The sequence below is a fragment of the Virgibacillus sp. AGTR genome, from assembly GCF_016919725.2.
Taxonomy (GTDB): Bacteria; Bacillota; Bacilli; order Bacillales; family Amphibacillaceae; genus Virgibacillus; species Virgibacillus salarius.
Window position 1 is genome coordinate 1 of the sequence record NZ_JAJERH010000075.1, and the last position, 21,457, is coordinate 21,457.

Annotated in this window: 22 protein-coding genes and 1 pseudogene; 10 read left to right on the forward strand and 13 right to left on the reverse strand. The window is 36.5% G+C overall.

The genetic code is table 11. The annotated features are described in order from the left end of the window. Positions 1–322: 322 nt before the first annotated feature. Positions 323–1,192, reverse strand: coding sequence for a nucleotidyltransferase-like protein (locus JUJ52_RS19110; protein ID WP_205389678.1), 870 nt, complete (start codon positions 1,190–1,192; stop codon positions 323–325). Positions 1,193–1,348: 156 nt separating this feature from the next. Here JUJ52_RS19110 and JUJ52_RS19115 point away from each other — a divergent pair, with 156 nt between their 5' ends. Next, entirely contained in the window at positions 1,349–1,741 is a 393-nt protein-coding gene (locus JUJ52_RS19115; RefSeq protein ID WP_026680515.1) for a YgzB family protein, read from the forward strand. Positions 1,742–1,919: 178 nt separating this feature from the next. Here the strand turns inward: JUJ52_RS19115 and perR are convergent, their stop codons facing one another. From perR to JUJ52_RS19145, 6 genes and pseudogenes are all read right to left on the reverse strand, one after another. Next, positions 1,920–2,369, reverse strand: a complete 450-nt coding sequence (gene perR, locus JUJ52_RS19120; protein ID WP_034678747.1) for a peroxide-responsive transcriptional repressor PerR — start codon at positions 2,367–2,369, stop codon at positions 1,920–1,922. A gap of 155 nt (positions 2,370–2,524) precedes the next feature. Further along, positions 2,525–3,076 (reverse strand): cob(I)yrinic acid a,c-diamide adenosyltransferase, encoded by a 552-nt coding sequence (locus JUJ52_RS19125; RefSeq protein WP_121605868.1) that lies wholly within the window; start codon positions 3,074–3,076, stop codon positions 2,525–2,527. A gap of 44 nt (positions 3,077–3,120) precedes the next feature. Continuing rightward, a pseudogene (locus JUJ52_RS19130) lies at positions 3,121–3,894 on the reverse strand (D-2-hydroxyacid dehydrogenase). A 209-nt stretch (positions 3,895–4,103) separates the two neighbouring features. Then, positions 4,104–4,763, reverse strand: coding sequence for a sugar transferase (locus JUJ52_RS19135; RefSeq protein WP_034678746.1), 660 nt, complete (start codon positions 4,761–4,763; stop codon positions 4,104–4,106). A gap of 265 nt (positions 4,764–5,028) precedes the next feature. Next, entirely contained in the window at positions 5,029–5,499 is a 471-nt protein-coding gene (gene bcp / locus JUJ52_RS19140) for a thioredoxin-dependent thiol peroxidase (protein WP_026680511.1), read from the reverse strand. Positions 5,500–5,555: 56 nt separating this feature from the next. Further along, positions 5,556–5,987 carry a potassium channel family protein gene (locus JUJ52_RS19145; RefSeq protein WP_205389677.1) on the reverse strand — a complete coding sequence of 144 codons (432 nt, stop codon included), beginning with the start codon at positions 5,985–5,987 and terminating at the stop codon, positions 5,556–5,558. Positions 5,988–6,184: 197 nt separating this feature from the next. On the opposite strand from JUJ52_RS19145, the gene JUJ52_RS19150 reads away from it, so the two are divergent. The 6 genes from JUJ52_RS19150 to JUJ52_RS19175 all read left to right on the forward strand — a co-directional run bounded on the left by JUJ52_RS19150 (position 6,185) and on the right by JUJ52_RS19175 (position 12,548). After that, positions 6,185–6,886 carry a response regulator transcription factor gene (locus JUJ52_RS19150; RefSeq protein ID WP_121604741.1) on the forward strand — a complete coding sequence of 234 codons (702 nt, stop codon included), beginning with the start codon at positions 6,185–6,187 and terminating at the stop codon, positions 6,884–6,886. After that, a complete protein-coding gene (locus JUJ52_RS19155) occupies positions 6,883–7,884 on the forward strand; it encodes a sensor histidine kinase (RefSeq protein ID WP_226983627.1) in 1,002 nt (333 codons plus the stop codon). Before JUJ52_RS19150 ends, JUJ52_RS19155 begins: the two co-directional genes overlap by 4 nt. Before the next feature lie 129 nt (positions 7,885–8,013). Next, a complete protein-coding gene (locus JUJ52_RS19160) occupies positions 8,014–8,790 on the forward strand; it encodes an ABC transporter ATP-binding protein (protein ID WP_026680507.1) in 777 nt (258 codons plus the stop codon). Further along, positions 8,765–10,681 carry an ABC transporter permease gene (locus tag JUJ52_RS19165; RefSeq protein WP_205389676.1) on the forward strand — a complete coding sequence of 639 codons (1,917 nt, stop codon included), beginning with the start codon at positions 8,765–8,767 and terminating at the stop codon, positions 10,679–10,681. The genes JUJ52_RS19160 and JUJ52_RS19165 overlap by 26 nt, the downstream gene beginning before the upstream one ends. 19 nt (positions 10,682–10,700) lie before the next feature. Next, positions 10,701–11,996 (forward strand): glutamate-1-semialdehyde 2,1-aminomutase, encoded by a 1,296-nt coding sequence (locus tag JUJ52_RS19170; protein ID WP_205389675.1) that lies wholly within the window; start codon positions 10,701–10,703, stop codon positions 11,994–11,996. A 309-nt stretch (positions 11,997–12,305) separates the two neighbouring features. Continuing rightward, the gene (locus JUJ52_RS19175; protein ID WP_026680504.1) at positions 12,306–12,548 is read left to right on the forward strand and encodes a hypothetical protein; all 243 of its coding nucleotides are present in this window, start codon (positions 12,306–12,308) and stop codon (positions 12,546–12,548) included. 236 nt (positions 12,549–12,784) lie between these two features. Here the strand turns inward: JUJ52_RS19175 and JUJ52_RS19180 are convergent, their stop codons facing one another. The 3 genes from JUJ52_RS19180 to JUJ52_RS19190 form a co-directional block, all read right to left on the reverse strand. Further along, positions 12,785–14,542 (reverse strand): ABC transporter ATP-binding protein, encoded by a 1,758-nt coding sequence (locus JUJ52_RS19180; protein WP_205389674.1) that lies wholly within the window; start codon positions 14,540–14,542, stop codon positions 12,785–12,787. A gap of 100 nt (positions 14,543–14,642) precedes the next feature. Next, positions 14,643–15,170: a nucleoside tri-diphosphate phosphatase gene (gene ntdP, locus JUJ52_RS19185; RefSeq protein WP_026680502.1), complete on the reverse strand. Its 528-nt coding sequence runs from the start codon at positions 15,168–15,170 to the stop codon at positions 14,643–14,645. A 165-nt stretch (positions 15,171–15,335) separates the two neighbouring features. Then, the gene (locus JUJ52_RS19190) at positions 15,336–15,509 is read right to left on the reverse strand and encodes a gamma-type small acid-soluble spore protein (protein WP_026680501.1); all 174 of its coding nucleotides are present in this window, start codon (positions 15,507–15,509) and stop codon (positions 15,336–15,338) included. A gap of 159 nt (positions 15,510–15,668) precedes the next feature. Between JUJ52_RS19190 and JUJ52_RS19195 the strand changes: the two genes are divergently transcribed. Next, positions 15,669–15,845 carry a hypothetical protein gene (locus tag JUJ52_RS19195; RefSeq protein WP_162986376.1) on the forward strand — a complete coding sequence of 59 codons (177 nt, stop codon included), beginning with the start codon at positions 15,669–15,671 and terminating at the stop codon, positions 15,843–15,845. A 405-nt stretch (positions 15,846–16,250) separates the two neighbouring features. Here JUJ52_RS19195 and mutY read toward each other — a convergent pair whose 3' ends face one another. Further along, on the reverse strand, positions 16,251–17,369 hold the full coding sequence (gene mutY, locus JUJ52_RS19200; RefSeq protein WP_051388283.1) for an A/G-specific adenine glycosylase: 1,119 nt from the start codon (positions 17,367–17,369) through the stop codon (positions 16,251–16,253). A gap of 194 nt (positions 17,370–17,563) precedes the next feature. Here mutY and JUJ52_RS19205 point away from each other — a divergent pair, with 194 nt between their 5' ends. Beyond that, positions 17,564–18,550: a metal-dependent hydrolase gene (locus JUJ52_RS19205; protein WP_026680500.1), complete on the forward strand. Its 987-nt coding sequence runs from the start codon at positions 17,564–17,566 to the stop codon at positions 18,548–18,550. Positions 18,551–18,747: 197 nt separating this feature from the next. Here JUJ52_RS19205 and JUJ52_RS19210 read toward each other — a convergent pair whose 3' ends face one another. Further along, positions 18,748–19,089 (reverse strand): YfhH family protein, encoded by a 342-nt coding sequence (locus tag JUJ52_RS19210; protein ID WP_228089106.1) that lies wholly within the window; start codon positions 19,087–19,089, stop codon positions 18,748–18,750. Positions 19,090–19,172: 83 nt separating this feature from the next. Further along, a complete protein-coding gene (recX, locus tag JUJ52_RS19215; RefSeq protein WP_026680498.1) occupies positions 19,173–19,997 on the reverse strand; it encodes a recombination regulator RecX in 825 nt (274 codons plus the stop codon). A gap of 194 nt (positions 19,998–20,191) precedes the next feature. Between recX and JUJ52_RS19220 the strand changes: the two genes are divergently transcribed. After that, entirely contained in the window at positions 20,192–21,079 is an 888-nt protein-coding gene (locus tag JUJ52_RS19220) for a TIGR01777 family oxidoreductase (RefSeq protein WP_205389673.1), read from the forward strand. Positions 21,080–21,457: the final 378 nt, after the last annotated feature.

Sequence of the window (21,457 nt, forward strand, 5' to 3'; positions counted from 1 at the left end):
TATTATACCAATTTTATCAGCTCAAGTCAATAACTTTTTTCACTTAACTTTTTTGCTGTTCAAATTGGCGACTTTATTAATATATCATGTTTGCTAGTTTTATGTCAACAAACAATTTATATTTTTTTGTTTTCTGTCGTTAAATCCAAACCGGATTTTTGCGACGGATTTAACTTTATCATGGTTATATTACAAAGTCAACGGTTATTTTACATTTTTTTAATAGCACCTTAATAAAAATATCAAAGGGGATGCAGTATTAACCGTTTGTATTCCTGCATCACCCATATAATCCTATGCATTCAAGCAGAAGGTGGTTCCACTAATCATGAATTTTGTACTTACGATGGTAAACACCTGCTCCCTTTGTTTCTTCTCTTACCGTTAAAATAATGTCCTTCTCTACCAAGTAGGCAATTATAGCAGATAAATCCAACGAATACGGTGAGATCATTGGCAATGATTTCAGATCAGCATAAGACCAAGCATCTTCACTTGTTTCCATAATATCTAATAAATGCTTTACGGAAACCTTTGCTCTACTGCTAATGACATAATCCATTGCTATCAGCATTAGCTGAATCCGCTTCTTCATATCTTCATTGCTTTCAATAAACTCTTCATATAGCTTATATACTTCAAGATCGATTTGCTTAACCTGACTCCAAACAGTAACCTCTGGATAATACCCTTTTTCAATAACTGCAAGTCGTGCTAAATAGTGTAAGGAGTATAGTATTTTGCTATTCGTATCCTTATATTCCTCCGATTCAAACAATTCTTTCGCTTCATTATAACTTTTCACTAATTTACCGAATTCAATGGCTTTTCTTAAATCACGCTTATTATCAGGAAAATCTCGTAATTGACTTTTCAGCTGAAGGATGTACTCATTACGATCAAAAATCACCTTTCCATAAATAATCCATTCTACAGCAGTTCGATAACCGCTCGTATCAATCCACTTCATTAATAAATCTTCTTTTACCATATGTAGTGCACAGGTTTTATGATCAAATTCATAGTGCTTGACATACCAATCTTGTTGTGATTCCTTCACAATAATTAGTAATATAACGTCAAAGTTATCAGTAATTGGGCTATCTGGCTTTGTTTTCTCAAGAATTAATACGCCTAATGTATTAGAATCACTTGCATGTTTTTGATAAATGGGTCTCAGGAAATTTTCCATTGCGATTTCCTCCAGTTTTTAATTTCTTTCATATATGTTTAGTTGATTCGCTTACTTATACTATATTTCGTTGTCGATATTTGAAATCCTTTCTTACAATCAAATTTTCTATTAAAATATGCTATACTACCTAGTGTATGAATAAGGAGGTTCGACATGGCTCAGATAGTCTATTCGAGTAAGATAAATAAAATTCGATCATTTGCCTTAATCCTAGTGTTTGTTGGTATTTTATTAATGTATGGTGGCATTTTGACCAAGCGAATAGAATGGTTAATGGTAATCTTCTTTATTCTCGGTGTTATTATGGTTATTTTAAGCTGCGTTGTCTATCTTTGGATTGGAACACTATCATTAAAAGCAGTTCCAATCGTATGTCCAAACTGTGAAAAACCTACAAAAATGCTTGGACGAGTAGATGCTTGTATGCATTGTAAACAGCCATTAACCTTGGATAAAGATCTAGAAGGTAAGGAATTCGATGAGAAATATAACACACGTCGTTATCGTAAAGAAATAAGGGCGAAGCAAAAAGAAAAGAATCAATAGCACATATTTCACCTTCTAAATAGAATAAAGTGTTTTTACTATCGTACGTTAAATAAAAATTCGCCACGACTGGCGAATTTTTTAGTATAAATACCTATGACCTTATACCTATTTATGAAATTTTTATAGAAAAAGCTCCAAACACCTTAAATAGGTATTTGGAGCAGATAACATTTAATTAGTGCTTTTTGGTAGCTGTCTCTTGGCATTCCTCGCATTTACCATACACTTCCATGCGATGATGACTGACTTTAAATCCAGTAACCTGTTCAGCTAATGACTCTACCTCATCCAATGGTGGGTAGTGAAAGTCAACAATTTTTCCACATGACTCACAGATGATATGATAGTGATCCGATGTGTTGCAATCAAATCTACTGGATGCATCACCGTAGGTTAGCTCGCGTACAAGACCAATTTCTCGTAAAACCCGGAGATTATTATAAACAGTGGCAACGCTCATATTTGGAAACTTACCTTCAAGTGCTTTATAAATATCATCAGCTGTTGGATGAACCATAGCATTGAGAAGATACTCAAGAACCGCATGTCGTTGTGGTGTAATCCGGACGCCTGACGCTTTTAATGTATTTATTGCTTCCTGTAATCGATTTTCAGACACCCTCATCCACCTCGCTTTCAATAGTTTCTATAAATGATAATTAATTATTAATTTATAATCTTTATAATTAGTTTACGCCTTCTTCATGTATTCTGTCAATATTAGTATATTATATTCCATCGTTTATATAACCTAATTCTCATTTGATAATAATTCCACTATTAGACATCTACTTCTAGTGGTCTCTCTTCTCCACCTAGTAATTGATTAATATAACGCGCTGCAACAAACAAAAAATCAGAAATACGATTTAAATAAGCTACGACAAGTGGATTTACATCCTTAATTCCTACTGCCAACCTTTCTGCACGGCGAGCTACTGTTCTCGCTGCATGCAATGCCGCCGACGCTCGATGACCAGATGGAAGGATAAAATTCTTTAACGGCTGCAAATGCGCATCCCAATCATCTATTTGATCTTCTAATTCCTTAATATGCTTTTGCTTCAATTCCCATGTTACTTCCTTACCAACAGGTGTAGCTAGTTCTGAACCTACATGGAACAATATGGTTTGGACACGGTACATCCTATCCAGCAACTGTTCTTTCCCTTTAAACGTTTCTTCTTGTAAAAAGCTTAGGGCCAGTCCAATCATTGAATTTGTTTCATCACAGGTCCCATAAGCCTCCACTCGCATGTCGTTTTTGACAACCCGCTTTCCATATAGTAATGATGTTTCGCCTTTATCTCCAGAGCGTGTATAAATTCGCATCATTAGTATCCCCTCCTGACATCCACTTTATTGATAAAATCATACTACCCACTTATATACGTATCAAGGTGTTGTAGAAAAATTTCTAGAGATCTCGTTACATATTGCTCTGACAATCCAGAGATATGCGGTGTTATCATAATATTTTCCTCTTCCCAGAATGAGTGGTCTATTGGTAACGGTTCCACTTCAAACACATCGAGGATAGCATGTGCTATGTACTCCTTTTGGATAGCTTCTAATAACTTCTTCAGCTACAACATCACCACGACCATGTTTAGAAACACAGCTTGTTCTGGTAATTGTTGAAAATGCTTGATCGTAAATAATCTCTTTGTTTCTTTCATACTCGGTAAAACAGATACAACAATATCTGCATAGGGTAATAATCGATATAATTCATCCGTTATATAAATCGCATCAAAGTTCTCGAGTGCTTGCCCACTACGTGAGATACCAATGGTCTGTAATTGAAACGCTTTTGCAAGGCGAGCTACCTCTTGACCAATCGCACCTGTACCAAGAATGAGCATTGTCTTTCCCGAAAGTTCTACCATATTAACTCGTTGATCCCATCGATGATTGCTTTCATTCTCATATAGTTGCTTTGCCTGACGGTAAACCTGTAATAGCATTGAAAAAACGTACTCTGCCATTGGCGTTTTATGAATTCCACTTACATTTGTAAGTAGAATGTTTTTTCTTTCTATTGAAAGTAGTGGTAATTCGTCGACTCCTGCTGATAATACCATCAGCCACTTTAACCGAATTACCCGACCGATATGACGATCATTGATATCATTTCCATACGTAACCACTATTTCGGCATCTGCAATATGTGTTTCTAATTCTTCCTTCCCCCCCCAAAAACAAACGTCTGCTCGGAATATTTTTCTAATAGTCGATTCTGATGTTTTTCAGAAATGCTTGCCGTGAATAATATCATGATTGATTCTCTCCTATCTCCATTACTTAGTTCTATATTAATGGTTTTTCAGCCAATAGAACAGGAAGGTAGGATGAACGGTTAGACTACCTTTTTTATGGTTTTCCAAAGTATTTGTATGTCTGTCCGCCAAGTATGATATTTAATATAATTTAAATCCATTTCCAGTTGCTGTTTATACGTTAATTTTTTCTTATTCGCAAGCTGAACGACACCGGTTATACCTGGTCGAATTTTTAATCGTTGCTTTTGATATACATTATAAAATTCTGTTATTTCCTGAAGTTCTGATTGTGGTCCAACAAAGCTCATGTCACCAATGAATACATGAAACAACATTGGTAGCTTATCCAATTTATACTTTCTTAACCACAATCCGGTTGAGGTTATCGTTACGGTCGGATTAGGAATGAAGGTAAATTCATTTGGCACCCCTGACTGCCATGAAGGTGGAAATGGATATGGAGGAAAACCATGTATAACACGTGAAGGAGTCGTAGTTGTACGAAATGTATATAAAACAAATGGTTTATTATTTGCCCCAGATCGAAGCTCTTGATAGAAAACAGGCTTTCCTTCAGATTTTTTTATTTTCCTATAAATATAAAACATGACCGGCGCTAGTAAAAGTAACAATATTGTACTACCAATAATATCGAATAAGCGTTTAATGATACGATATCCTCTACTCTGCACACTAGTTATTCTCCCAATTCTTGTCGATCTTCTTTGTATTTCCAACGTAACCACCTCAGATTTCTTTAATAGAGTTGATAGTACTATAATCTATTCAACCTGAATGTGAACTATGACAATATTTCAGAAAAGCCACGGTCGGTTTGCTAGTGATGCATTTATTAGATCCGTTCTCATCAATATACGGGATGGAAGATCAAACTGAAGTCTTTTAGCATATGGTGTTAAAAAATGATGCAAGAAAAAAGCTTGTAGATGATGTACGTCTACAAGCTGTGTAGCCTTGAATAGCTACCTACTACCTCTTAATTTAGTTTAGTCGCTCACGAATATAGGTTAGAGCTTCTTCCACATGCCCTTTCACTTTAACTTTCCGGTATTCCTGTTGCAATGTTCCTTCCTTATCAATAATAAACGTTGACCGTTCAATGCCATAATACTCTTTGCCAAAATTCTTTTTCAGCTTCCATACTCCAAATTGTTCAGCCACTTGATGGTCTTCATCTGCTAAAAGTAAGAAAGGGAGATCATGTTTTTCCATAAATTTCTGATGCGATGTAGTTGGGTCAGGACTAATTCCAATAATTACAGCATCTAATTCTTTAAAGCTTTCATGAGCATCACGAAAATCACAAGCTTCCGTCGTACAGCCCGGTGTCATATCCTTTGGATAGAAATAGAGAACAACATGCTTGCCTTGGAAATCGGATAAGCTCACTTGATTCCCATCTTGGTCTGGTAATGTAAAATTAGCTACTTTTTCTCCTGCTTGTACTGTCATTTTATCCCTCCAAATAACTGTTTCTATCTTTACTATAGCATATTAGAGCATACGTTTCATTGATCTCTGCTTCGCTCCTGATTCTGGACAAGTCGCAGTACGAATGCAGTTGGAAGAATATAACCAACCAGCGCTTCGATTAAAGCAATGAACCGACCAATTCCAATTGGTGTTATATCCCCATAACCTATTGTTAGTATTGTTACTCCGCTAAAATATAAAGAATGTATCATCGATCCTAGCGCATTCACCTGTCTCAGTTCTCCATTTTCTACTAGAATAATGCCCTCCATCGATAACAAAAAATAAATAACTGCAAACCCAACAATCACGATGCAATATATAATAAGAAGTGCATAGAAAAGTTCTAAAGAAAATCCACTTTCACGCAGTCGCTTCTGAACCTTTCCTCCTCGAATAAAATCAATAAGGCTTCTTATTAATATTGTAATAACCCCTCCGATCACTAACCAAAGCACGATGACCATCCTATCCCCTCTACCTAGTGTTATTCTATATCTATGCAGTAGACGAAGTATGCTTGTCATTTATTTTATATTCTGGATAAGATAGGATAGAATGAATGCTATAGAAGTAAAACAATACGTGTATCATGTCCATCCTTACTTCTGGTTGGAACTAGATACTCACTTCCCTTTATTGAAGAAAAGGACGGTGGCAAGAGATGAAAAAAATATACCTCATTGAGGATGATCCTAAAATAGCCGGATTATTGAAGGATTACCTTGAAAAGTATGAATACAACGTGAGCATTGTAACAGAGTTCGAACATATTCTAGAAGAATTCATGGAAATTGAACCTCATTTAATTCTACTTGATATCAATCTACCCAGGTACGATGGATTTTATTGGTGCCGTAAAATTCGCAGTGTATCTAATTGTCCGATTATCTTTATTTCTGCGCGGGATTCTGGAATGGATCAAGTAATGGCAATTGAAAATGGTGGAGATGATTATATAACAAAGCCTTTTAATTTCGATGTTGTTCAAGCAAAAATAAAAGGTATTATGAGGCGAATTTATGGAGAATATGCTAGCAGTAAGCAAGCTGATTTACTAGAGGTTGCTGGTTTTAGTCTCTATTTAACAGCAATGGAAGCTATGTTCCAAGAACGAAAAGCGCTATTAACAAAAAATGAATTTATTTTATTAAAAGCGTTTATGGATAATATTAATCAAGTATTATCTCGAACTTACTTATTAGAAATGCTTTGGGATGATGAGCAGTTTGTTGATGATAATACTTTATCTGTTAATATTACACGTCTTCGTAAGAAACTAGAAGACATTGGAATAGAACAAAGCATACAAACAGTACGAGGCGCTGGTTATAAAATGATTAATACTTGGAGCGAGCAACAATGAAAGACTTTTTAAAAGATAGTATTCCATTTATCCTTTTTTTCTATCTACAGCTCTTTCTTGTAATAGCGATTATACAGCTTTTTTACGGTATTACTTCCGTGCCATTAAGTTGGGATATCATCTATTATTTACTTATTTTGCTTACATGTTGCCTTTTACTCTTTTTAGCTTATCGTTATTATCGACTACGCGATTATTATATGATCATTCACCGAGATGAGGGATATAGTAATTGGCTACCAGATCCACCAAATCGTTTACTGGAAAATCTTAAAAGACAGCATGATCTGCAGTCAAATCAATATGCCGAGGAAATTGAGCAGCTTAAATTGCAAAAACAAATGGAATTTCACTTTATTCAACAATGGGTACATCAAATGAAAACACCTGTATCTGTCATGCATTTAACCTTACAAAAAGAAAAATTACAGCTTCCTCATCATTTCTTACATAGTATGGAAGAGGAGTTAGAACGAATGCAGCAAGGCTTAGATTTAGCATTATATCAATCACGCTTGCAAAAATTCGATCGAGATTTCCATGTACAACAGGTTGCGATACGAAATGTTGTAAAAGAAGTGATTCAAGATTTCAAATCAAGCTTTATCCGTAATCAAGTATTTCCTGAACTGGCAATGGATGAGCATGAGAAGATTACGACAGATCCTAAATGGCTACGATTCGTTCTTAACCAAGCTGTTTCGAATGCCATTAAATACTCAAAGCCTGATTCAAAGTATATATACTTTTCCACTACGAAAAAGAAAAAGCTACTCTCCCTCGAGATAAAGGATACTGGTTATGGTATCCCGCGTGAAGATCTAACAAGGGTTTTTGACCCCTTCTTCACAGGGCGTAATGGAAGAAAATTTCGAGAATCTACTGGTATGGGGCTTTATCTTTCAAAAGAAATTTGCCAAGAACTCGGACATGATCTATTCATTTCGTCTGAGGAGGGTGCGGGAACAACTGTGACCATTCACTTTCATTTAAGCTAACCTTACAAGACTGTAAGGTTAATTTTTTCATTTGAAAGAAAGAACAATAGAGGAATGATGCAGTATTTTACTATACTATATAGAGCAGAGCAGCTACAGCACTAAAGCATCGCGAATAGGAGGTAAACCATGCAAGTACTTAAAGCAGATAACTTAACAAAAATATATGGAAGTAAACGCGGAAGATCCTACGAAGCCCTACATCATTTCCACTTAACTGTTAATAAAGGTGAATTTATTGGTATTATGGGACCATCAGGTAGTGGTAAAACAACGTTATTAAACCTCTTATCCACTATCGATGTGCCGAGTTCTGGAAAAATAATCATTAATGAAAAAAACTTAACTTCCTTCTCACAACAAAAACTTGCCAAATTCCGCAGAAAGGAAATGGGGTTTATCTTTCAAGACTATAATCTATTAGAGACGTTAACCATAGGAGAAAATATTCTTTTACCTTTGACGTTAAATAAAATGAAGGTAAAAGAAATGGAAAAACGATTAGTAACGGTATCGAAGCAGCTTGGAATTGATACGATCATTCATAAGCGAATTATGGAAGTATCTGGTGGCCAAATGCAGCGTGCCGCTATTGCCAGAGCGATCATTCATGATCCAACCATTATATTTGCAGATGAACCGACAGGAAATCTTGATTCAAAAGCTTCCCTCCAAGTAATGGAATCACTTAGGCAGCTACAGCAAGAAAATCAAGCAACTACGGTAATGGTCACCCATGATCCTTTTGCCGCGAGTTTTTGTGGGCGGGTCATTTTTATTAAGGATGGAAGGTTATTTAATGAAATCCATCGTGGTGATAATCGTCAAAGCTTTTTTCAAGACATCTTAAATGTGCAGTCCTTACTAGGAGGCAATACGAATGACCTTCAGACAATTCGCTTTTAACAATGTGAAACGGAACACCCGTACATACCTTAGTTACTTCTTGAGTTGTATGTTTGCAGTGATTGTTTTTTTCATGTACGCTGTCGTTATTTTTCATCCAAAGATAGAAAAATACGACTTTAGAGATATTGTCCAAAGTGGAATAATCGTTTCAGAAGTATTTATATATCTATTTTCTTTCTTATTCGTTCTGTATTCTACTACCTCTTTTATTAAATCTCGAAAAAAAGAGTATGGGCTACTAACGACATTAGGAATTAGTAAATCACAATTAAACCGCTTGTTAATAACAGAAAACACCATTATTGGGCTTGCCTCTATCATTACTGGTATCATCATAGGAGCACTATTAACAAAGCTTTTTTTAATGATTTTTTCTGCTATTTTAGGGACGGGAGAAATTCTTCCCTTCTACTTGTCATGGAAAGCAATTGGTATAACCGTAGCTCTATTCTTTATTATGTTTGAGCTAAATTCTATTGCGGTTGTCTGGTCCTTGCGTACAAAATCGATTATGGAAGTGTTTCGAGGTACTAAAACGCCGAAAGAAAAACCTCGATTTTCATGGATATTAAGCTTACTGGCACTCACGGCTATTGGGTATTCCTATTATCTGGCCTATACTTCCGATATGATTTCTATATTATATCGTATGTTCATTATACTGGCCCTGATCATTCCAGGTACTTATTTTTTGTTTACGCAGTTTATCATTGGCTTTACAACCGTTTTACGCCGGCGAAAAAAATATTTATATAAAGATTTAAATCTATTAATGATCTCTGATTTAACTTATAAACTTAAGGATCATGCACGCTTATTATTTATAGTAACTATTTTAAGCGCAGTAGCCTTTACTTCTTCAGGTGTGTTATTTGGATTATTTCAAAGTGTTGAAGAAGAATCAGAACGATTTGCACCACAGGATGTTACCTTAATTAGTGGTGGGGAGGAAAATCGCGAAGCATTTGAAGCGAATGTTGCTGAAATAGAAAGCGCCTTCCAACAAAATTATGTTCCATTCGAAGCTTTGACAGTCTATCCAACCCGTTTGTATTCTATATCGACGATTGATAAATGGAACGATACTCCCTTTATAGTCTATAAGTATTCGGATTATAAGGCTATGCTTCAACTGAATGATAGGGAAGTGCCAAGCAAGCTTAAAGATAACGAGGGGCTTATTCTTATTCAGGATATTATAAGATCCTACACGATGGATTTTCCAGAGAAGCTTACGTTTAAGTCTGCTAATGAGCGAGCAGAACTGTCGGTATCAACTATAGATTCTGATTTAAATTCAACTGTCTATAGCTCCTTTCAGCTTATCGTTTCCGATCATGCGTTTGAGCAATTTATTCAACATGCTACTGCTGATGAAAAATACTTTTATTATGTAATGGACATACCAAATTGGGTTCATCATGTAGATACCATTATGGATATTCTTCCTTATACAACCACAGACGAAATTTATCCAGATTCTCAAGCTGAAATCTACAGTTCGATGAAGGATAGTATGTCCTATCTATTCTTTTTTGGTATATTTATTAGTGTCCTTTTCTTTTTAGCAGCTGGATCGATTCTATATTTTCGGATGTATCAAGATATTGATAACGATTTAAGTCACTATCATTCGCTTTATCGCATTGGACTTACCAATAAAGAAATGAAAAAAATAGCGACAAGACAGCTAGGATTTCTATTCTTCCTGCCTTTTATTATTGCTGTCATTCATGCAGGATTTGCCTTTAAAGCATTGCAGAATATGCTTGTATCATCGGTCATGCTACCAAGTATCTATATCTTCCTGCTTTATTTCGTCATTCACTTTTTCAACTTTATTTTCATCCGAAATATTTATACGTCCAAGCTAAAAAAGGTCATGTAATATCAAAGGAGGCAATATCATGGAATTTACTAAATCAGAAGCGCTTCATAAAGAAGCACTCAAGCATATTGTTGGAGGAGTGAATTCACCATCTCGAGCTTATAAAGCAGTAGGTGGCGGTTCACCGGTATACATGGAACGTGGCCAAGGTGCTTATTTTTGGGACGTTGATGGTAATAAATATATTGATTATCTAGGAGCTTATGGTCCAATTATTACAGGACACGCACATCCCCATATTGCAAAAGCAATCGCACATGCAGCTACGACTGGTGTATTATATGGAACGCCTACTCGACTAGAAAATCAGTTTGCTAAAATGCTAAAAGAAGCGATTCCATCATTAGAAAAGGTTCGTTTTGTCAATTCTGGAACAGAAGCAGTGATGACTACCATACGTGTCGCTCGTGCTTATACGAATCGAACAAAGATCATTAAATTCGCAGGCTGTTATCATGGACATTTTGATGCAGTCCTTGTAGAAGCAGGTTCCGGACCAGCAACCTTAGGTACACCAGATTCAGCTGGAATACCTGAATCCGTAGCTCAAGATGTTATTACGGTTCCATTTAATGATATAAACGCCCTCAAACAAGCATTAGATAAGTGGGGAGAGCAAATTGCTGCCATATTAGTTGAACCGATTGTTGGTAATTTTGGGATTGTTGAACCAATGGAAGGTTTTTTACAAGCAGTTAATGACCTAACTCATGAAGCTGGTGCTCTTGTTATCTACGATGAAGTTATCACGGCTTTCCGATTTACATACGGTAGCTCTCAACAACTATATGGAATTGAACCAGATATGACCGCAATGGGTAAAATTATTGGTGGTGGACTTCCAATTGGTGCATACGGTGGACGAAAAGAAATTATGGAACAGGTTGCACCTCTCGGACCAGCATATCAAGCAGGAACCATGGCAGGAAATCCTGTATCTATGGCCTCAGGTATTGCTTGTCTGGAAGTCCTGCAAAAAGATGGGGTCTATGAAAAATTAGATACCCTAGGTACACAACTTGAAGCAGGTATTCTTGAAAAAGCCCGTGACCATGGGATCTCTATCTCTGTTAATCGCCTATGCGGTGCATTAACGGTTTATTTCGGAGATGACCAAATCATTAATTACGCTCAAGCAGAAGCGAGTGATGGTGAAGCTTTTGCAGCGTTCTTCCGACTGATGCTGGAACAAGGAATTAATCTTGCACCATCTAAGTATGAAGCATGGTTCTTAACTACCGAGCATACGGAAAAGGACATTGCTGAAACGATTGAAGCAGTAGGAAATGCATTTAAACAAATGGCAGATAAATAAGATGGAGAAGCTGTTCCATAAGTCTAAAACTTGTGGAACAGTTTTTTTATGTATTCCTCCTCCAACATTAATTATCAAGCTACGTAGACAGTATGAATTTTAAGAAGCGAATACTCCTCTAAGCAACTACTGAAGATCCCGCTGTTAGCGTTCTTTGCTACCAAGGATGCTGAAGCGTTGTCCACGGAAGGAGACGGCTCACCACTATAATTTTCTTTTCCTCACAAAACATATCTCTAATGATCAGTTGATGCATACTTTTCTTGCTTTGCCACAAACTAAGCATACGTCAATTTTTTGGAGGGTATTATGAATAAACCATATCGCTGTCCAAACTGCAAAACTAACAAAACTCGTTTTAATAAAATTGAACAAGTTGCTCAGCCGATAAAAATTGATGCAACTACAGGTGAGACGATTAATAATTATCAAGATGGTAATGTAGAAGTTTTTCATACTATATACCAAGGCCCTAAGTACAGAGTACAGTGTGCTTCCTGTGGATTAATTGAAGATGAAAAAACTTTCATTCAATTCGCTCAATTAGATTAAGAACAAAAGAACAAGCGACCAATTTGAAACGGAACGAGTCAACGGAGATAAAGGAATCAAGGTGAGCTTGCAAGTGGATGATGACTTAGTGTAGAACGATTCGTGAAAACGCCTAGTTTCTGAGCGCTGGAGCTAGACAGGGCTCAACACGTCCATATTTAACTATTGGGCAAATTTTTTAATATCCTAGACTATGAAAAAAGATGCACATGCAAAATTTCTCATGTGCATCTGTTCTATAATGTCCCATCATCTAGATGCTGCACTTGGTATAGGTCATAATAATGTCCCTTCATTTTCATTAATTCATCATGCGAGCCAACTTCCTTGATCTCCCCATCTTCAATAAGAACAATTCGATCAGCATGCGTTATCGTAGCTAACCTGTGCGCAACAATAAATGTTGTTCGATTAGATGCGAGATGCTCCATCGCTTCTTGAATCGTATGCTCACTTTCCAAGTCAAGTGCCGATGTCGCTTCATCAAAAATTAGTAACGGCGGATTCTTTAAAAACACACGAGCAATTGCAATACGTTGCTTTTGTCCACCCGATAATTTCACACCACGTTCTCCTACTAAAGTATCGTATCCATTTGGCAGACTTTGAATAAATTCATGAGCATTCGCGGCCTTTGCTGCTTCGATAACCTCATTATCAGAAGCAGTCGGCTTTCCCATCCTTATATTCATGGCAATAGATTCACTAAATAACGTATTATCCTGTAAAACCATTCCAATCTTATCTCGAAGCGATCGGACTTTCATATCTCTAACATCTATACCATCTACTTTTATGGCACCAGCTGTTACATCATAAAAGCGTGGTATTAAACTGACAAGTGTTGATTTACCCCCACCACTCATACCAACAAAAGCAATTGTTTCGCCTTGTTGAACATGTAAGCTAATACTTTTTAATACTTCATTTTCTTTATCATCATACTGAAAGGATACATTCTCAATCATTACATCCCCTGCTACATGTTCTACTTCAATAGCATCCTTTTTATCAACAATATCGTATTTTTCATTCATTAGTTCAAAAACTCTATCGATGGACGCAATGGATTGAACGAGTGTCGTAGATGAGTTAATGAGTCGTCGTAGCGGACTATAAACTCGCTCCATATAGCCAACAAATGCCACCATGGTCCCCATGGTTAAATTCCCATGAATTACTTGATACCCTGCATAAGCGATTACCAATAATGGTGCTAAATCGGTAATGGTATTCGTTACTGCAAATGTCTTTGCATTCCAATTTGTATGATCAAGTGCCTTGTTCAAAAAGTTACGGTTTCTAAACTCAAACTGCTCTTGTTCGTAATCCTCTAAAGCGAAGCTTCTTGTGACTGGCATTCCTTGTACCCTTTCATGTAAATGCCCCTGTACCTCCGCAAGAGCTTGGGATCGGTCACGAGTTAGCTGGCGTAGTCGTGCATAAAAATATTTTATGGAAAAACCAAAGAATGGGAATAAAATAATTGAAACAATCGTTAACCCAATATCCATTGTTAGCATAATCCCAATCGCAATCAGAATGGTTATAAGATCTAACCAGATATTCATTAAACCTGTTATGACAAAAGTCTTTGTCTGTTCGACATCATGTATTACCCGGGAAATAATTTCTCCGGTTTTTGTCTTTGAATAGAACTTTAGACTTAACTTTTGTATATGATCAAAAAGCCGATCGCGAATATCAAATAGAATGGTGTTGCCTACCCATTGCGCTAGATACTGTCGAATATATTCAATGGGTGGACGCAGAATAACGAAAATCGTAAAGGCTATTCCCATTATCCAAATTAACTGAGACGTCTTTTCAGCTTGATTCAAACCGTCATTACCAATAATATTGTCGATAACATATTTTAATATAAGCGGCATCAGTAAAGGTATACCAAATTTCACAATTCCCACAAGTACTGTCCAAATAATCTTCCATTTATATGGTTTTACAAACTTCATGTACTGTTTTATCGAACTCATGTCTAGAAACTTCCTTATCATTAGTATTCTCATTTCTATACGCATAACATCATAGCTACAAACAAAAGCCTTGCTACAAGCTTTGTAACAAGGTTTCTTATTAACGGTACGTTAAATATCTTTCATACCATTCATCGACAAATCCAGGAAGAAACGGTCCCTTTTTTTGTCGAACCCAGCGTAATAAATATTCCAATTGTTGGTGCAATATACGATCAAGCACCCTCGGATAGTTCATTTGCTTTCGATGTTCTTCATATTCATCTTCATCTAATAAATCGAATGTCATATCGGGATAAACTTTCACATCTAAATCATAATCGATATATTTAATCGCATTTTCCTCAAAGATGAAGGGGGAACTAATATTGCAATAAAAATAAATGCCATCCGTTCGAAGCATACCGATAATATTAAACCAATATTTGGAATGGAAATAACAGATTGCCGGTTCCCTAGTAATCCACTTTCTTCCATCACTTTCTTTTACTTCTGTTTTATCATTTGCTCCGATGACAATTGTTTCCGTTCCTTTTAAAACTAGACTATTTTCCCATACACGATGAAGTTGTCCATTGTGTTTATAGCTTTGTATCTGAATTTTTGTTCCCGATTTCGGAGCAACCATTCAATCTCCCTTTCTTCTTGTCATCCGTTACTGACCATGCATTTATTATAATGGGAATAAGTCCAAATATAAAGTATTACGAACCATACACAAGAACATAAAATGCTCAAAAGATAAAAGAGCCCCCTTAAAGAAAGGGAGCTCTTAATAATTGGGGGGACGCAGTTACTTTTTGTTTTGCTGAGATTTTTGATTTTGCTGTTTAACTTCCTGAGCATTGGTTTGTTCAGCACCAAATTCAGTACCATACTGACCTTGCCCTTGAGCGGCTTGTTGGTTTTGTTGCTTAACCTTTTGAACGTTTGTACCTGCAGTAGTTTTGTTCGGTTTTTTAGCCATCAATATCACCTCCGCAATAATTAATTTGTCCACTAACACGTTTCTTTATCCAAATTTTATTTAGTAAAAAAAGCATGGTGTGGATGTTTTTACCAATATTGAATAGATACGAAATAAATACATATATTAAGGATAAGCATTGCTTTGGAGGCTGAAATAATGACCACATCGAAGAGAGACTTTACAGAGCTATCTATGATGAGTAAGACAAAGTGGAATGAGGAAGAATTAGTATACTTTCAGCATGCATTATCTCAGCTGCTACCATATATTAACCCTGAGGGCCTAACCATTCTGCATGAAATTAATAAAGAAATGCATAACCGACAAGAATAAAAAAAGCACAAGCGCCCGTATTAATCGTAGCGACTGGAGCGAGTCAATGGAGATAAAGGAATCACGGCGAGTTTGCGAGCCGCTGATGACTTAGCGTAGGGGCGTGAAGTCGCCGAGTTTCTGGGCGCTGGATCTGGACGCGGCTCAACACGCCCATACTTTTCCACATGGGCTAATTTTATAATTTCCTACACTATAAAAGAAGGCGAGGCTAGGACAAAACACAACTTCTTACTCTAAATACGAATAATCATGTTATCAATAGGAGTAACATCGCTGCACCGTGAAACTATACTCGCCTTCCGCGGGCACGCCGGAGTCTCGCTTATTTCAGGTGCTAAATGAATGATTTTGATCAAACAACGAACGATAATTAATTTCAACTAATCATCGTTCGTTGTTTCTTCATTCTTTTGTCTCAGCCTCGCCAAGATTATGTGATATTTGATTAGCACCGATATACGTCATCATTTTCTGATGGGAAACTGGAAATGGATAATTGACTAACTCACACATATCCACTGCCTTTAATCTGTGGTCATCCATAACACTTATATTCGTTGTTGCCGTATAAATATCAAGTTGCCAAATAATATGTGAAAAAACATGCTTTAACTTCCCTTTCTTTTCCTGCAATTGAAGGGTAATACCGTACTCATTATAGAACCATCTTTCCAAATGTTCCCATCCTATTTCTTTTATTGGTACCATTGGAAATTGCCAAAGATTAGCTAATAATCCTTGATCAGAGCGTTTTTCAATGATAAACGTATCTGTTTCTTCATTTTTTATTAGGAGCACAACATATGGTATTGTTTTTTGTTTCTTTGCTTTCTTTTTAATTGGTAATTCTTCTTGCCTACCCTCAGCAAATGCCTGGCAATGCTCTTGAACTGGGCATAATAGACATGCCGGTGATTTTGGAGTACATATCAAGGCCCCAAGCTCCATAATTGCCTGATTAAAGGAGGATGGGTCTGATTCATCAATCATTTCTCGCACATAAGACTCAAATAATTTTTTTGTACGCTGCTGTGCAATATCATCCTCGATCAATAATAACCGTGAGAAAACCCGCATTACATTGCCATCAACCGCAGGTTCTGGTTGATCAAAGGCAATCGATAGGATAGCTCCTTTGGTATACGGGCCCACGCCTTTTAAGGCTCCTAAATCCTCTGGATTAGCCGGCACATTTCCATCATATGAAGCTACAACTTCCTTAACAGCGTTTTGTAAATTCCTTGCGCGGGAATAGTATCCTAACCCTTCCCAAGCTTTTAGAACATCCTGCTGATCAGCAGCTGCAAGTGCTTGGACAGTTGGAAACTTTTCAATAAATCGATAAAAATAAGGAATAACTGTATCTACCTTTGTTTGCTGTAGCATAATTTCTGAAACCCAAATTTTATATGGATCCTTATCTTTTCGCCAGGGAAGATCACGCTTATTGTTCTGATACCAATGTATTAGATCATTCTGGAATCCTGAAATGTCAATAGATTGTAGTTTTTTATCTCTCATAAAATCACATCCTGTATGGTACAATAAATAATATGAAATCTACGAATTCCATCGATTTACGAGGTCAACATCAGACAAAAATCGCAAAATCCGTAATTGTTTAATTGATGATACATCATAACGATAGCCCTTTACCGAAAACTTACAAATTAAAACTAGAAAACAGTATAGGCAACCTAAGGAGGGCCTGATCTATGGATACTGGTACCCATATTGTAATGGGTGTTGCACTAGGAGGATTAGCTACATTAGATCCAGTAGTTCACAATGATCCTATTTTATTTAATGCAGTACTTGTTGGAACCATCGCCGGTTCTCATGCCCCTGATTTTGATACTGTATTAAAATTAAAAGATAATGCGACATATATTCGACACCATCGAGGAGTTACTCACTCCATTCCCGCTGTAATTATTTGGGGAATATTAATTGCAAATATTATTCATCTGTTTGTTCCACAAGTGAATTTCTTCCACTTGTGGTTATGGACAGCTTTAGCTGTGGTTATTCATGTATTTGTTGATATATTTAATGCTTATGGTACACAGGCTTATCGCCCTTTCACAAGTAAATGGATAGCACATGGGTTCATTAATACCTTTGATCCCTATATCTTCTTCTTGCACATAGCTGGAATAGCCGCTTGGGCATTAGGTGCTCATCCAGGCTATACATGGATTACCATCTATGCGGTTATCTTTCTCTATTATATTAAACGATATATTGACAAAAGAAGCATCGTTAAGAGGATCAAAGCACACTACCCTGATGTTGAGCAAATTGCGACATCACCTACCATTAAACAAAACTATTGGCGGGTGGCAATAACAACAGATCAAAAGTTTTATGTTGGTAGCGTTGAAAATAATCATATTGAAATTGTTGATGAATTCAATAAAGTACCATTACCAGATACAAAAATAATGGAAATTGCTTTAGAAGATAAAAATATCTCTGCCTTTTTATCTTTTTCGCCGGTATATCGTTGGGAAATAAACGACTATGATGACTTCACAGAAGTCCGATTTATCGATTTACGCTACCGCTCAAAAGGACATTATCCCTTTATTGCAGTCGTACAGATTGACGAAAATATGGAAATAATTAGTTCCTATACGGGCTGGATCTTTTCAGAAAAAAAACTGCAAAACAAATTATATGTGGAAGAAAGTCCGATTTAAAAGGAGCTGCGCCTGGTCAGCTCCTTACCTTTAAACCTAAAATATTTACTACGATGCGCGAACGTTTTATCTGCCTGATGAGCCGAATTGCTCTTTTAGCGGATTCCGATTTCCAGTGCCCACAGTAATCATTCATTTTAGTTTGGGCATTTTTGTATTACATATATTTTATTTTATGAAGACCCGTGAAACACTGTTTATTTGTTTACGCTATTACCCAATAGAGAAATTGGGATAGCCTCTTCCTTTTCATAAAGTTCTCCAATAAGATTGATTCGATTGCCCCAGGCAAACACACCATTCATGTAATTGATTTTAAACGTAAAGCCCGGATCATTTTTTAATTCATACGTCTCTTGCTCATTAAAATCCTCAGGATTCAGTGTATACGCGAGCGCCACCTGCATTTTTCGTTCGTTTACAGCTACTTCTGAAATATTACCTAACTGCTCAGCTCTTTGGGCTTTTTCTTTCAATTTCCCTATTTCTTGTCTTAATTGCTCCAGTGAGTAATCACTATATCGATAATTGTTTGCCAATGTAATCATCCTTTTTTCAACGTTCCTTTATCATTCTACCAATTACCGAGTAGAAATGGAAACATACTGCTAAAGAAAATGCTTTAGAAATGATCTGATTCTTTATCATATTCATCAACAAACTGATGAATTAACTCAAAAGTAAATCCTTTTCTATATAAGCCTTCTTTTATCTTTTGCTTCAATTCATATCCTGTTAGCTTCTGCGAATGCTTTTTTAAAAGTTTTTCTCCCTGATAAATAATCGCGGTCCATTCTTCCGACACATCTTTTCCATCTCTACTTTCATCTAATACAGTCTGGATAATATCTTGTGAAAATCCTTTTTGCTGCAAGGTACCTTGTACGTTTTGCAGCTGCTTGCGGAAGGAATCCTTTCTCTTCTGTTGAAGTTTCTTTTGTACTAATTTAATAACCTTTTTGTATTGTGCTTCGTAGGTATATAACTGAATTGCTTCTTCAGCAAGTTTTGGAGCTACTCCCTTCTCCATCAGTTCTTTCTTTATAATCATTGGTCCTTTGGATGATGTATTCATCCTTGTCCGAACAAACATCTCGGCAAACTGCCGGTCATCAATAAGATTTTCATTAGATAACCGATCTAAGATCATCGAGATATGTTCTGGTTCAACTTCTTTTTGAAGCAAGTAATCATGAATTTCCTTTCTCGAACGCATTCGATAGCTTAGGAAATTAATTGCTAGAAGATATGATTTATAAACGATATCCTTTTTAAGGAGCTCGGTTATTGTAGCTTCATCCAGCTCCATCCCCTTCCGAAGCTGAAATTCGATAAGAATTGCTTCATCGATGCCAAAGCCAAAAGACTCTTTTTCTCCCTCACTTACATAAACATTATAACGTTGAGAATTTTTCTTTTGTGTCGTAATTCGGGTAATTTTTCTCATCATCACGCACCCCTTTTTTCCATCATACCAAATCATTAACCAGCATGCCTGTTGTTTTATCCGTCCATTACTCATTCTTCACAGACAAATATCTGCTTTTTTCTGTTAGGAGCGGTCGATCGAATAAATGAACTGTAAAAAATAGGATATTCGCATATAATAGAGATAACTAATTTGGAAGAAGGTGAAGCAAAATGAATATTCTAATTACTGGCGGTACTGGCTTTGTTGGAAAGGAACTAATGAGACATCTTCATGCTCATCAACATCATACGTACGTATTAACTAGATCACCTGAGAAGTATGTGAATACAGCTGATGCAACATTCATTGGTTATCATTACCCACCAGAGGAGTTGCCTTCTATTCAAGCAGTTGTTAATCTAGCTGGTGAATCTCTATTTGGATACTGGACGGAAACGAAAAAAAATAAAATATTGGATAGTAGAATACATACGACCGAGAGATTAATCACGTTTATTAAAAAACTATCGACGCTTCCTGATGTTTTTATCAGTGGTTCAGCAGTCGGTTACTATGGTATTTCAGACGACCTTATGTTCTCAGAAAAAACAACACAAGCAGGGGATGACTTCCTAGCAAAAGTAGTTGTGAAATGGGAAAAAACTGCGAAGCAAGCAGAAGAATTAGGTATACGTACGATCTATACTCGATTCGGCGTTATCCTAGGAAAAGAAGGGGCACTTCCTCTTATGAGTTTACCTGTAAAGCTTTTTGCTGGGGGTAAAATAGGAACTGGTGAGCAATGGCTATCCTGGATTCATATTGAAGATGTGGTTCGTATTATTGATTACTGTATTCATAACGAAGCAATAGCAGGTCCTGTAAATGTAACAGCACCTCATCCAAAGCAAAATAAAGTGTTCATGAAGACATTAGCAAAGGTATTAGCACGCCCATATTGGTTACCCGTCCCTTCATCCATTATGTATGTAGCAACTGGTGAAATGTCCCAACTTATTACTAAAGGACAGTACGTTATTTCGAATAAATTAGAAGAGCATCAATATCATTATTCCTTTCCATATTTAACAGAAGCATTACGTCATATTTATCGTTAAAAGCATGTCGATTTTTGCTCTCAAAAAACAATTCCATTTTAATCAAATCCAGTGTAAAATAATAGTACGTACAAAGTTTAAATTGAAAGAGTTGACGATAGCAAGACAATCATACTAGTTAAATAGGGGAGGCAAATGGTGCGCCACCGGCAATGCCGGTTCTAGTGGGTTCGATTCCCACCCCGAATTTTTGTTGAAAGCTAACTAAAAATTCGCGGGTGGGCAAACTTACTGGATTTCCATTTGGTTATTCATTATACCCACCTGAAAATAGGAGGCCACTGAAAAAGTCCAAAGAGATATGATTTCCATGTTATTATGGGATTCATATCTTTTTTTAGTTACAATAAAAGTACTAAGATGGAGCGGGTGGATACG